This window comes from Rhodoferax sp. RT4P68 (assembly GCF_056521305.1).
Genome location: NZ_JBWMBB010000002.1, coordinates 181,650 through 193,969, shown reverse-complemented (window position 1 = coordinate 193,969; position 12,320 = coordinate 181,650). Strand labels below are relative to the sequence as shown.

Annotated in this window: 10 protein-coding genes and 1 riboswitch; of the genes, 4 read left to right on the top strand and 6 right to left on the bottom strand. The window is 68.1% G+C overall.

Annotation, left to right across the window (positions count from 1 at the left end; genetic code table 11):
• Positions 1 to 161 precede the first annotated feature (161 nt).
• The 6 genes from AC099J_RS04385 to AC099J_RS04360 form a co-directional block, all read right to left on the bottom strand.
• A complete protein-coding gene (locus AC099J_RS04385) occupies positions 162 to 608 on the bottom strand; it encodes a spore coat protein U domain-containing protein (RefSeq protein ID WP_479613997.1) in 447 nt (148 codons plus the stop codon).
• Positions 605 to 2,965, bottom strand: a complete 2,361-nt coding sequence (locus tag AC099J_RS04380; protein WP_479613996.1) for a fimbria/pilus outer membrane usher protein — start codon at positions 2,963 to 2,965, stop codon at positions 605 to 607. Before AC099J_RS04380 ends, AC099J_RS04385 begins: the two co-directional genes overlap by 4 nt.
• Before the next feature lie 12 nt (positions 2,966 to 2,977).
• Entirely contained in the window at positions 2,978 to 3,721 is a 744-nt protein-coding gene (locus AC099J_RS04375) for a fimbrial biogenesis chaperone (protein WP_479613995.1), read from the bottom strand.
• Positions 3,722 to 3,728: 7 nt separating this feature from the next.
• Positions 3,729 to 4,226, bottom strand: coding sequence for a spore coat protein U domain-containing protein (locus AC099J_RS04370; RefSeq protein ID WP_479613994.1), 498 nt, complete (start codon positions 4,224 to 4,226; stop codon positions 3,729 to 3,731).
• Between the two features lie 141 nt (positions 4,227 to 4,367).
• Positions 4,368 to 4,456: riboswitch (cyclic di-GMP riboswitch) on the bottom strand.
• A gap of 163 nt (positions 4,457 to 4,619) precedes the next feature.
• On the bottom strand, positions 4,620 to 5,315 hold the full coding sequence (locus tag AC099J_RS04365) for a response regulator transcription factor (RefSeq protein ID WP_479613993.1): 696 nt from the start codon (positions 5,313 to 5,315) through the stop codon (positions 4,620 to 4,622).
• A gap of 405 nt (positions 5,316 to 5,720) precedes the next feature.
• Positions 5,721 to 6,440 carry an FCD domain-containing protein gene (locus AC099J_RS04360; protein ID WP_479613992.1) on the bottom strand — a complete coding sequence of 240 codons (720 nt, stop codon included), beginning with the start codon at positions 6,438 to 6,440 and terminating at the stop codon, positions 5,721 to 5,723.
• A gap of 166 nt (positions 6,441 to 6,606) precedes the next feature.
• Between AC099J_RS04360 and AC099J_RS04355 the strand changes: the two genes are divergently transcribed.
• From AC099J_RS04355 to AC099J_RS04340, 4 genes are read left to right on the top strand one after another with little or no spacing between them, the layout of a single operon-like run.
• Positions 6,607 to 7,539: a VOC family protein gene (locus AC099J_RS04355; protein ID WP_479613991.1), complete on the top strand. Its 933-nt coding sequence runs from the start codon at positions 6,607 to 6,609 to the stop codon at positions 7,537 to 7,539.
• 31 nt (positions 7,540 to 7,570) lie between these two features.
• Entirely contained in the window at positions 7,571 to 8,440 is an 870-nt protein-coding gene (locus AC099J_RS04350; RefSeq protein WP_479613990.1) for a fumarylacetoacetate hydrolase family protein, read from the top strand.
• A 4-nt stretch (positions 8,441 to 8,444) separates the two neighbouring features.
• Positions 8,445 to 11,447: a molybdopterin-dependent oxidoreductase gene (locus AC099J_RS04345; protein WP_479613989.1), complete on the top strand. Its 3,003-nt coding sequence runs from the start codon at positions 8,445 to 8,447 to the stop codon at positions 11,445 to 11,447.
• A 4-nt stretch (positions 11,448 to 11,451) separates the two neighbouring features.
• Positions 11,452 to 12,303 (top strand): 4Fe-4S dicluster domain-containing protein, encoded by an 852-nt coding sequence (locus AC099J_RS04340; RefSeq protein ID WP_479613988.1) that lies wholly within the window; start codon positions 11,452 to 11,454, stop codon positions 12,301 to 12,303.
• Positions 12,304 to 12,320 lie beyond the last annotated feature (17 nt).

The window sequence follows — 12,320 nt, the reverse complement described above, 5'->3', positions numbered from 1 at the left end:
GGCCTGCGACCCGGACACCGGGTAACCATCGTGCTGGCACCGATGCCAACCATAGAGAACCACCGACGAACAGCCCATACGTACGCGTACCTAGACAGCAGACTGTCGGGCCCCCAGCGCTGTGGAACCAGCGCGGCGCCATGTCCAGATGGGGCCCACACCTAATATTCCAGCGTCAGGACGATCGACCCCGCATACCTGCCCGCAGGCAGCGACCTGAAGTGGCTGGCGTCGATGCGCCCGTGCAGTGTGACGGTCTGGTTGGTGCCGTTGCGCGTGAACCCCAGTGGTGCGCCCGGCGAGGCGCCTGGCAGCTCGGCACCGCCGGGCGCCACGGCGGAGAGCGCAAACGCAAGGCTGTGGCCGCCGAATGTCAGCGTGCGCGGCGTCGCCGAATACAACAATGGCGCCGCCATCACGTCGCTTGTGCAGTTGACCCAGAAGCTGCCGGCACTGTTGCTCGTCACCGGGCCGGTGCTGGCGAGCGCGACAACAGCCCCGAACGAGAGCGTGGCGCCCGTCGCGACGGTGCAGGTCGGGACGGCCATCGCCTGCGTGCAAGCGGTCGCAGCCACGCACGCCAACGCACCCTGCTGCACCCATCTCATGGCGCACCACCACAGACCAGGGGACCGATGCGCGGCGGCGCGGCGCCGGCCACCCCGGGCGCCATCGTCAGCGCCAGCGCGCAGCCGCCACCCTTCCAACGCACTTCGATGCGGTTGACATCCGACAGACCGAGGAGATAGGCCTCTCCACGCTTGGCCACGATGAATTCCTGGTGACCAGGGGCCGTCGTGACGCGCGCGCCCGCAGGCACGGGCGCGCCATCGGGCTGCTGCAGCACGACCAGTGCGTCGCGCGAGCGTTTGACGGGGAAGTGCACGAACGCGCCACTGCGTGCGTACGGGACCACCTCTTCCCGCACGCCGCCGACCTCCACGTCGAAAGGCAACAGGTCGGCGTCGAGTGTGAGCTGATTGGTCTGGAAGGGCAGAAGCCCGGTGACCAACGCCAGCCCGTTGCGGTTGGTGACGGCCACCACCTGGTTGCTGAGCGATACCGGGACGCCTTCGAGGTCGCCGACGTGCACGACCGCGAACGCGCCCTGGTCGATACGGCGTGAGGCAAATGCCAGGCCAGACATCCAACCCACCGAACCGCTGGCGCCCAACCGCACGGCGTTGGCATCCGGGCCGGCGCTGGCTTGCGCGGTGAACTGCCCGTGGTTGCTGTTGTAGGTCGTTGCGCCCTGCACACGGTTCGTGGCGCCCTCATGGCCCGCCAGGCGCCAGCCCCAACCCGGCCCGGCCGGCACGGGCTGTGCCGCCTGCACCGAGTGAACCGCCTGGCCCGACGTGTCGCGCGCGCTGCTCGTCGTGAGCACGCGCCGCGCGCCCAACGGAATGATCAGGTGGATGCCGCCGGCCAGGCGCTGGCCGGCGCTCAAGGCCTTGCTCGCGTAAGCGCTGACGAGCACGCTGCCGGGCAGCGCGATGGACACATTGGCACCCGCCAGCGCGAAGCGCGTGCCGTCCCAGGCCCTGCGCTGCGTGTAGCTCACACCCGCCGTGATGCCGTGCCCCAGCGCCATGCCGCCGCCCGCGACGATCTGGCGCTTGGGCCGCGATTCGAAGGCACTGGCGCCCAATGGCCGGTAGCCAGCATCGAAATGCTCGGCCGCCAGGCTCACGCCCCCTTTGGACGTGCTGCGCTGAACGCTGGCGACATAGTGCCCGCCGCGCTCGCCCTTGGACACCGCATGCCCCGCCGCGAGCGCCACCACGGCAAGCCCGCCAACGACGGCTGCGACACCGGCGCCTGCGGCGACGCGTTCGCGTTCGACTTCGGCACGCACCTCACCGGTCCATGCGTCGTTGAGGCCCAGGCGGTAGGTGCCGGCGCCGAACACCGCGCCGTAGTCATCGCTGCGTGTGCCGTAGTGCTTGCGCAGCGCGCCCGCTTCGAGCGAGAAGTCCGAGAGCCCCGGTGCCAGCAGCAACGGCGCAACGTAGTAGCTCTGGTTGACGATGGTCTCGCGGCCGAGCAGATCGCGCACGACAAGCTGCATCTGCCCGGCGCCCGTGACGATCGGCACGTGGGTGATCTCGAACGGGCCGGGCTGCACGCTCGACTGCGCACTGCGCTGGTTGTTGATCAGCACATCGACCGTGGAAGGCAACGCCGCCGAGCCGGAGATCGACGGGCTCGGGTAGGTGAGGAAGCCGGGAGCGAGCTTGAACTCACGCGCATAGCGCACACCACCGTAGCGCACGGGGCGACTCCACGCGCCGCCGGTGCCGACGGCATCGCCGACCACCAGCGTTTCCATGCGACCCGGCAGATCGGTGCGCCAGTAGGTGTCCAGGCGAATCGCCGCATGCGCCCGCTCTTGCGCGCGGACGACCCCGCTGGCCACCACTGCGCCCCAGCTGCCGAAACCCACGCCTTCGATGAGCGCGCCGTACTGCGTCGACTGGCGCCCGTCGCGTGTCGCCGTGAAGTCGTAGTTGACATAGACGCCGGGCGGCGGCAGCTGGGCCGCGGCCCGCGCGCCACGCAGGGACAGCGCGGTCGCATCGAAGGCCGCAGCGGGCGCGCTGATGTCCAGCGCCAGGCGGCTGCGGTCGATCCTGTAGGCGATGCCGGGCACGGCGTCGAGAACGTAGCCTTGCGTGCCGTCCAGCAGCGTCACGGGCGCGCCTGCGGGCTGCAGCCGCGCTTGTGCCCACAGGTCCGTCGGCAGCGCCAGCCGCCCATCGGCCAGCCGCTCCGCCTGGACGATGCCGGCCAGCGCCCTGCCGTTGACGCGCACATCCAGCAGCAGCGCCTCCACGTTCGACTGCGCCTGCGAAGCTGCCGCCAGCGTCACGAGCAGGCTGGCGCACACGGCCACCAGCCGGCGTGCTGATGGCCCGGCATCACATGCAGGGCCCGGGCAGACGAGGCGGGCACGTGGTGCCATGGCGTCTGCGTTTCAGGGCGGCGGGTGGGGCCACTCGAAGGTCACCGGCCCGTCCGAGGTGTCGGCTGTCACGCGCAGCGGGCCTTTCACCTGGGCAGGGCGGTCGAAGGTCCATTGCCGCCAGGCGCCCGCCAGCACGCGGGTGCCCAGGCGCATCTCCTTGCGCCAGTGGGCGCCTTCCAGCGTCAGTGACTTCACCCGCACGTAGCGGCTGCCGGCGTTGTCGAGTCGCACGCACCCGGTCGTGGCGGGCAGCACGGCGGCATCTGCGCACGGGCCCAGCCGGGCTTGCAGACGCAACGGGCCCGCTGCGGCGAAGAAGACGGGCAGGTCGTGGTTGACGCGAACGCTGATCGCGGTTTGGGCCGGCGCCGGCGCAGCGAGTTCGCTCACGTCTTCGAAGATCAGACGGTAGGCGTGCTCATCGGCACTCGGCCGGGTGCGCGTCGTCACCCGGAAGATCTGGCTGCCACCCGCCGCAATCTCGGCAATGGGCGGCACGACCAGCAGTTGGGCGGAGTCGGCGTAGACGTCGGCACCGTCGGGCTGGCTCCAGGCGCGCACTTGCGTCTGGAAGGTGAGCGGGCGGTCGCCGGGATTGGTGATGGTGATCGAGGCGACCCGCCGCGCGGGGGACAGCTCCACCAGCACCGGCGAGATCGTCAAGGCATGCGCCGGGGCGCCGACAAGGCCCAGCACCGCCCCCACGCCCAGGCCCACCGATGCGACTGCGGACGTGATCCCTTGCAGCCGCATGGCGTGTCTAGTACACGACCGACACGGTCACCGCGCTGCCGTTGGCATAGGCACCAGCGGGCAGCGCGCCGAAGTTCGCCTTGGCCAGCCGTGCGTACAGGGTCACGACCTTCACCGTGCCGTCCTGCACCAGCGTCAGGGGTGCTGCCAGGGCGAGTGTGGCGGGCAGGTCATCGGCCGCAGCCCCGCTGGTCAAGCTGAGGTTGAAGGGCAGCGTGTTGGCGCCATTGATGACGGTGCGCGTGCCCGCCGCAAAGATCGCAGGTTCCATGTCGACCGAGCACGCCACGGTGAATGTCGAGCCGCTGTCGGCCGTGCGGTCCGCCGCCTCCAGGGTCGAAAAGCTCCCGAAGCTGATCGTCGCGGCACCGGAGACGGCACACGCCGACGTCAGCGTCGCGTCAAGCGCGAGAACGCTATCGCTTTGGGCGGCGGACGTCGCGCCGCACACGACGAGCGAGGCCAGCGCGAGCGCAGCACGTGCGCAAACTTGCTTTGTGAACATGAATGGACTCCAGGAGAAGGCACCAATCCACAATGGCCGGGCGGCGCTCGGAAGAAGGTGGAAGCAGGTCGCAGCGACCAGCCCCCCACAGGCTGCTGGTGCCGTGCTTGCGACACGTCGCAAATGCATGACATCGACCGCCCAGGCAGTCCCGCTGCCATAGGGCGGTGTGCCCCTTAGACCGGTGACTTTGCGTCCCCGCGTTTCCGGCGGGTATGCCCTTTTTCTGAGACGGCGCTTCCCGTGGGAGAAAGCGCAGACCTCGAACTCCGATCCCGCAGTGCCGACCAGAAGGTTTTGCGCTGCGTCACGGGGTTCTCGATGCGGACTTTAGGGAACGCCCACGACGGGCGCCATACGTAGGCACACGGAGCGTCGCGCCCCGTCACCCGTCTACCCAGTGCTGTCGACGCCCGTGGGCGCCTGCACCTCGCGAGGTGGCATGGATTCGATGCTCATGCGCACGAGATCGGGCAAATGACGTGCCGCCATCTTGCGCATGATCTGTGCCCGGTGGATCTCGATCGTGCGGAAGCTGCCACCCAGTTCGCGGGCGATCAACTTGCTGCTCATGCCGGTCACCAGCAGTTCGAAAACCTCACGTTCGCGCAGCGTCAGCGTCTCGAATCGGGCCATCACTTGCGGGTCAGCCAGCGGCCTGGACGTGGCCACGCGATCGGCGTGCTGGGCGACGGCGCGGCGCACGCGCTCGACCAGCGAGGTATCCTGAAACGGCTTCTCGATGAAGTCGGCAGCGCCATTGCGCATGGCCGTCACGGCGGTTGCCAGGTCGGCCGCACCGCTGATGAACAGCACTGGCAGATCGACGCCACGCCGCTGCAGCAACTGATGGAGCTCCAGCCCGGACATCCCGGGCATCCTGAGGTCGAGCAGCAGCACACAGGCCGTCTCCAGGTCGGCGTCTTTCAAAAACTCGGCCGCAGACCCGAAGCTCGCCACGCGCATACCGGCGTTGGACAACACACGGCACAGCAGCGCGCGCATGAACGCGTCGTCATCGACGACAAGGACGACCGCGGCCTCAGGCTCGCAGTCGGCGGATGGTGCGGCAGATGGAACGCGTGGCATCAAGTCAAGCTTGGGCGCGCAAGCGTCGGTGTGTCTGTACGGCAGCACACGCATGCGGCTGTGAACCGCAGCGCGAAAGGGTCATGGAGCGCTCCAGCTGAGTTCGAAGCGCATGGGTGTCGTCCGCTGATCACGTGCAGGCCGGTTGAATCTCTCAAACTATTGGTTCAGGAATTCTGACATCACTGAATTGAGCCTGTGCCGGGCGGGTGAAACAACCGCAGTGGGGCCGCCATATTGCGCGAGCCCCCGCACAGATCCGTGCGTGCAGGATTGCCGCACACGGCTCCTACCTTGGGTGTTGGACGGCGAAGCGCACGTCAAAGCACCGCTTTCGCTGCGGCTCAGGCGCGTGAACGCACTCGCTCAGTGCGAGGGAAAAGGGACTCAAGGGGGGGCGGGACGTCAGGCAGGTGGATTCGCCCCGGGCGACTTCCTGCGATGGATGGCGCGCGGCTGCGCGTCACCGTCGACGATGAGCCTCGTCGTCAGAACGAAGTGCGCCTCGATCGCCCGGCAGAGGGCGTCGGCGTCGCGTGCCAGCGCCGCGTCGGCGAGTTCCTTGTGCTCCTTCGTGATGTCGCGCCCACGCTCCTTGCCCTCGGCCGCAGACAGGTTGCGGTAGCGCTCGGACTTGTCATAGAGCAGCCGGCACAGCCGCAGGGTCCATGGCGACCCGCAGCCCTTGACCAGGGCCTCATGGAACTGCCGGTGCGCAACGGCCCAGCTCGCCAACAGTTCTTCGGACCACGGCTGGCTCTCGAGCCGAGAAAGCCGGTGAAAGCAGCTCAGCACCTGCGTCTCCCACTCCAGGTCCCCGTGGGCGACCGCCATCCGCAAGGCCATCTGCTCCACCTGGATGCGTGTGCGCGTCAGGTCCAGCAGCTCCTCTGCCGACACCGGTGCCACGTTGAAGCCGCGTTGATCCTCGGATTCGACAAGTCCGTCGGTCACCAACCGCGACAACGCCTCCCGGATGGCGGTCGCGCCGATCTCATAGCGCTTGCTGAGCGCCTGGATGCGCAGCCGCTCCGAGGGTGCGAGGCGGCCTTGCAGGATGTCGTGGCGAAGCCGTTCGAAGGCCTGCGACGTGAGGCTGCGAGCGGAAGAGATGCTTCGGTCCATGGATACCAAGGATAGTCGCACAAAATATCGATAATTCAATTGTTAATAGATGTTCATCACGTTCATGGATTTCCCTACTGAAACTCCATGATTCGTGGCGTAATCTACGGACATGACGGTTCGACCGGGACGCCGTCAAGCCCATCTCACCCCAAGGAGCCTCGCCATGAGCCCCATTCAGGACATTGCCTTCGTGCGCTACCAGGTCACCGACCTGGACCGCATGGCCGCGTTTCTCGCCGACTTCGGGCTTCACACCGTCACGCGCACCGCAAGCGCGCTCTACTCGCGCGCTGCCGGGCCGGTGCACCACGCCCATATCGCCGAACTCGGCCCCGAGAACACGGCCGTCGGCATCGGCTTCCTGGCGCGCAGCGCCGAGGCCCTTGCCGACGTGGCGCGGCGGGTCGGCAAGCCGGTCGAAGACAACCCGGAGCCCGGCGGCGGCCAGCGCGTACGCTTCACCGACCCGGCCGGCTTCGTGGTCGACCTGATCCACGGCCAGGCGACGCACGAGGCACTGCCGGTGCGCCAGCCGCTGGCGTTCAACGCCTGGACCGGGCGCAAGCGCCTCGGCCAACCGGTGCGGCTGAAGCCGCAAGCGCCGAGTGCCACGCGCCTGGGCCATGTCGCGCTGCTGGTTGCCGACTTCCCGGCGACGCTGGCCTTCTATCGCGAGGTGCTCGGCTTCACACCGTCGGACACCTACTGGGCCGGCGCGCCCGAGAACCTGGTCGCTGCCTTCATGCACTGTGACCTGGGCCAGCAGTGGACCGACCACCACACGCTGGCGCTGGTCAGCGCGCAGGACGGGCGCAACCGCTTCGACCACTCGTCGTTCGAGGTTGTCGACTTCGATGACCTGGTGCACGGCGGCGAGTGGTTGAAGACCCGCGGCCACGTGCACTCGTGGGGAATCGGCCGCCACGTTCAAGGCAGCCAGTTGTTCGACTACTGGCGCGACCCGTTCGGCAACAAGGTCGAGCACTACACCGATGGCGACCTGGTGAATGCCAGCACGCCGGTCGGCACTGCCGCTTTCAGCATCGAGGAACTCAGCCAGTGGGCGCCCCCCCTGACGCCCGAATTCATGAGCTGAATCATTCAACCCCCACCTTTAGGAGCCTTCCATGAAACTCGCCCGCTATACCGTTGACGGCCGCACCACGATCGGCGTGGTCCAAGCCCACCAAGTCTTCGACATCGACCAGCTCGATCCGACGGCGCCCAAGACGATCCGCGAGCTGCTGGCCGCCGGCGTGGCCGGCCGCCGGCGCATCGCCGACGCGCTGCGCGACGCCCCCGCCGGCCGGGCGCTGGCATCGGTCAAGCTCGAAGCGCCCGTCCCCGACGCGCAGAAGTACATGGCCATCGGCATGAACTACCACGACCACGCCGAGGAAGCGCGCAAGGGCGGCATGACGGTGCCGGCGCACCAGCTCTGGTTCAACAAGCAGGTGAGCTGCATCAACGGGCCCTACAACCCGATCTACAAGCCGCGCGTGTCCGAGAAGATGGACTACGAGGCCGAACTCGGCGTCGTCATCGGCAAGCGCTGCCGCTACGTGAGCGCCGAGGATGCGGCAAGCGTCGTCGGCGGCTACTTCGTCGCCAACGACGTGACGGCGCGCGACTGGCAGTTCAAGAGCCCGACCTTCACGCTCGGCAAGAGCTTCGACAGCCACGGCCCCATCGGCCCGTGGATCACCACCGCCGACGAAGTGGCCGATCCGCACGCGCTGCTGATGCAGCTGTGGGTGAACGGCGAGTTGCGCCAGAAGACGAGCACCGGCGGCATGATCTACAACGTCTGGCAGCAGATCCACGAGCTGAGCCAGGTGATGACGCTCGAGCCTGGCGACCTCATCGCCACCGGCACCTGCGCTGGTGTCGGCGTCGTGCTGGGCAAGTACCTGCAACCGGGCGATGTGGTGAAGGTCGAGATCGAAGGCCTTGGCCACATCGAGAACCGCGTCGAAGCCGAGCCCATGCCGGCCTGAAGCCATGAAGCGCCTCATCTTTCGTACCGTGCTGTTCGGCCTCGGCCAGATGCTGGGCCACGCCGCGCGCAGCCGTCCTGCCTTGCGGGCCTTTGCCAAGCGCCACGACGCCCTGGTGCAGATCCAGCTCAAGGACGGCAGCATCGGCCGCTGGTTCGACGTGCGCGGCGGCCGGGTACGCAGTGGGGCGGGCATCCACCCGAAACCAGACGTGCGCATGATGTTCAAGGACGTCAACACCGCACTCACGATGATGAAGCCGAACGCCGACATGGGCGAGGTCGTGCATGCCGCGAAGAACTTCAAGGTGATGGTCGTCGGGCCCGATCCTTTGTGCGTCTGGTGGATGCAGTTGCTGAACCTGTCGCAGACCTCGGGGCTGCGGATGGGCACGCCGTTGCCCGACGGCGGCACCCGCTTCACGATGCTGACCAACGGCGGGCCGTTGTTCGTGCACGTGAAGGACGGGCGCATCGTGCGCACGGTGCCGATCGAGTTCGATGCGAAGGACGCGCCGAGCTGGACGATCGTGGCGCGCGGCCGCCGCCTGTCGCCCCGGCGCATGGCCACCGTGGCGACGCACGCGCTGGCCATGAAGGCGGCGGTCTATTCCGACAAGCGCATCCTGTATCCGATGAAGCGGGTCGACTTCGATCCGCAAGGCGAGCGCAATCCGGCCAACCGCGGCAAGAGCGGCTACGTGCGCATCAGCTGGGATGAGGCCCTGGACATGGTCGCGGGCGAGATCCTGCGCCAGCGCCGCGAGCACGGGCCCGGGGCGATGACGATCGTGCACGGCTCGCACCACCAGTGGGGCAACGTCGGCTACTACCTCAGTGCGATGCTGCGCTTCGGCAACCTCGTCGGCTTCACGCGCGTGTCGGCCAACCCCGACAGCTGGGAGGGCTGGTACTGGGGCGCGATGCACCACTGGGGCCAGAGCCAGCGGGTGGGCGTCGCCGGCAACTACGGCCTGGTGGAGGACTGCCTGCGCGAGGCCGAGCTGATGGTGCTCTGGTCCAGCGACCCGGAAAGCACACGCGCCGGCTACGCCGGGCACGAGGGCACCGAGCGGCGCCAGTGGGCGCGCGACCTGGGGGTGCAGTTCGTGCACATCGATCCGCACTTCAACCCCACGGCCGCCTGGCTCGGCGGGCGCTGGATTCCCATCCGCCCCGGCACCGACGCGGCGCTGGCCATGGCGATCATGCAGGTCTGGGTGGCCGAGGATCTGTACGACCACGACTACGTGGCAAAGCGCACCACGGGCTTCGAAACCTGGCGTGACCACTTGATGGGGGTCGACGACGGCGTGCCGAAGACGCCCGAGTGGCAGGAGCCCGAGACCGGCGTGCCCGCCAAGGACGTGCGCGCCCTCGCACGGCTGATGGCGAAGAAGAAGCTGTACCTCGGCGCGGGCGCAGCCGGCGGTGGCTTCGGCGGCGCGGGCCGCGGCGCGACCGGTGCGCAATGGGCGCGCTGCATGGTCATGCTGATGGCGATGCGCGGCCTGGGCAAGCCCGGCATCAACATGGGCAACCTGGAGGCCGGCACGCCGCTGGACCACGAGTTCTATTTCCCCGGCTATGCCGACGGCGGCATCAGCGGCGAGTTGAACTGGAACGGCAACGCGGTGCACAACTACCAGAAGATGCCGCACGTGATCACCGTTAACCCGGTGCGCCAGCTGGTGCCCAAGCAGCAGTTCCCCGACGCGATCATCAACGGCAAGGCCACGGGCTACCTGTGGGACGGCTTCGCGACCGAGCTCCAGTTCGCGCCCTTCGAGTACCCGATGCCGGGCTACTCGCGCATCCACATGATCTACAAATACGGCGGCTCGTGGTTCAGCACGCTGACCGAATCGGCGCGCATGGCGCAGGCCTATCGCCACGAGAGCATCGAGTTCGTCGTCAACCAGTCGATCTGGATGGAGGGCGAGGCGCAGTTCGCCGACCTCATCCTGCCGGCCTGCACGCAGTTCGAGCGCTACGACATCGGCGAATGGTGCTCGGGCGGCGGCTACCTGCCGCATTGCTTCAATTCGGTGAACCACCGCGTGGTCGCGCTGCAGCACAAGTGCATCGAGCCGCTGGGCGAGTCGAAGTCGGACTACCAGATCTTCAGCGACATCCTCTCGCGCCTGGGCCTGGGCGCCATGTTCACCGAAGGCAGCTCCGAGCTCGACTGGTGCAAGCGCGTGTTCGACGGCTCCGACGTGGCCCAACGCGTTTCATGGGCCGAGTTCTGCCGCAAGGGCTACTACGTGGTGCCGCCCGAGCAGGAGGCCTTGCGGCCAGCGACGCAGTTCCGCTGGTTTGCCGAGGGCAAGCCGAAGGACATCTGCGAGGCATTGCCGCTGCCCTCGCAGTGGTCCGGGCCCTTCGGCATGGGCCTGCAGACGCCCAGCGGCAAGCTGGAATTCATGCCCGAGACGCTCAAGCGCAGCGACCCGGTGAACCCCGAGCGGCCGGTGCTCAACCGCTACATCCCGTCGTGGGAGGGACTGCACACCGCCGAACGCGCCGGCAGGTTCCCGCTGCAACTCGTCGCCACCCATTCGCGCTACAGCTTCCACACCAACGTGGACGGCAAGGACAGCGCGATCAACGAGATCGAGGACCACCGCGTGCGCATCGACGGGCACGCCTACTGGCTGCTGCGCATCCACAGCGCCGACGCTGCCGAGCGCGGCATCGCGCACCACAGCCTGGTCAAGGTGTTCAACGACCGTGGCGCGGTGATCTGCGCCGCCGATGTGTCGGCCATGGTGACGCGCGGGGTCGTCAAGTCCTTCGAATCGAGCGCGGAATACCTCCCGGTCCAAGTCAACGGCGAGACGGTGGACATCGGCGGCTGCATGAACCTGCTGACCTCGTCGCGCCCGGCGATGAAGGGAACGAGCAGCATGGCCCCGAACGCCTGCCTGGTCCAGGTGGTGGCCTGGAAGCCGGTTGGCACGCCGGGCGCTGCCGTGCGGGCACCGGCGTTGGCCACAGTGGAGTGACCCCATGTCCAAGTGGAACCTGATCATCGACGTGGCCCAATGCCACAACTGCCACAACTGCGTGGTCGCCGCGAAGGACGAGTTCGTCGGCAACGCGTTTCCTGGCTACACCGGGCCGCATCCGGCGCAGGGCCGGGGCGTCATCCGCATCGAAAGGCACGTGCGCGGCAGCGGCCACCATGTCGACGCGGCCTACATGCCACGCCTGTGCAACCACTGCGACGATGCACCCTGCGTGAAGGCGGGCGCCGGCGCCGTGCGCAAGCGCGACGACGGCATCGTGCTCTTCGATCCTGTGGCGTGCCGCGGGCGGCGTGACCTCGTCGACGCCTGCCCGTACGGGGCCGTCGCCTGGAACGAGGAACAGCAGCTGCCGCAGACCTGGTTCTTCGATGCCCACCTGCTAGACGGCGGCTGGAACGAACCACGCGCCGTCACCGTCTGCCCGACGCGCGCCCTTCAGGTCGCCAAAGTAGACGACGCCACGATGGCCGCGCGCGCCAAGGCCGAAGGATTGCGCCCGCTGCAACCCGAGCTGGGCACGCAGCCGCGCGTGTACTACCGGCACCTGGAGCGCGTCGACACGGTCTTCGTCGCCGGCAGCGTGGTGCAGATGGCAGGCGCCACGCCGGACTGCGTCGAAGGCGCCGCCGTCGAACTCGTGCGTGCGGGCAGCAAGGTCGCCGGCACCACCACCAACGCCTTCGGCGACTTCCGACTCGACGGCCTGCGGGCGGGCAGCGGACACCATGAGCTGCGCATCGTCCACCCCGCCCATGGGGGCGCGCGCTTCAACGTCGATCTCGCCGCATCGAGCGTCGTGCTCGGTGACCTGCCACTCGGGGCGTCGTCATGACCAGGCGCAGCACCTGC

Bases quoted from the DNA above. Each gene is read 5' to 3' on its own strand.
- AC099J_RS04345 (WP_479613989.1), top strand. From the start codon at position 8,445: ATGAAGCGCCTCATCTTTCGTACCGTGCTGTTCGGCCTCGGCCAGATG.
- AC099J_RS04365 (WP_479613993.1), bottom strand. From the start codon at position 5,315: ATGCCACGCGTTCCATCTGCCGCACCATCCGCCGACTGCGAGCCTGAG.
- AC099J_RS04355 (WP_479613991.1), top strand. From the start codon at position 6,607: ATGAGCCCCATTCAGGACATTGCCTTCGTGCGCTACCAGGTCACCGAC.
- AC099J_RS04375 (WP_479613995.1), bottom strand. From the start codon at position 3,721: ATGCGGCTGCAAGGGATCACGTCCGCAGTCGCATCGGTGGGCCTGGGC.
- AC099J_RS04350 (WP_479613990.1), top strand. From the start codon at position 7,571: ATGAAACTCGCCCGCTATACCGTTGACGGCCGCACCACGATCGGCGTG.
- AC099J_RS04370 (WP_479613994.1), bottom strand. From the start codon at position 4,226: ATGTTCACAAAGCAAGTTTGCGCACGTGCTGCGCTCGCGCTGGCCTCG.
- AC099J_RS04340 (WP_479613988.1), top strand. From the start codon at position 11,452: ATGTCCAAGTGGAACCTGATCATCGACGTGGCCCAATGCCACAACTGC.
- AC099J_RS04385 (WP_479613997.1), bottom strand. From the start codon at position 608: ATGAGATGGGTGCAGCAGGGTGCGTTGGCGTGCGTGGCTGCGACCGCT.
- AC099J_RS04360 (WP_479613992.1), bottom strand. From the start codon at position 6,440: ATGGACCGAAGCATCTCTTCCGCTCGCAGCCTCACGTCGCAGGCCTTC.
- AC099J_RS04380 (WP_479613996.1), bottom strand. From the start codon at position 2,965: ATGGCACCACGTGCCCGCCTCGTCTGCCCGGGCCCTGCATGTGATGCC.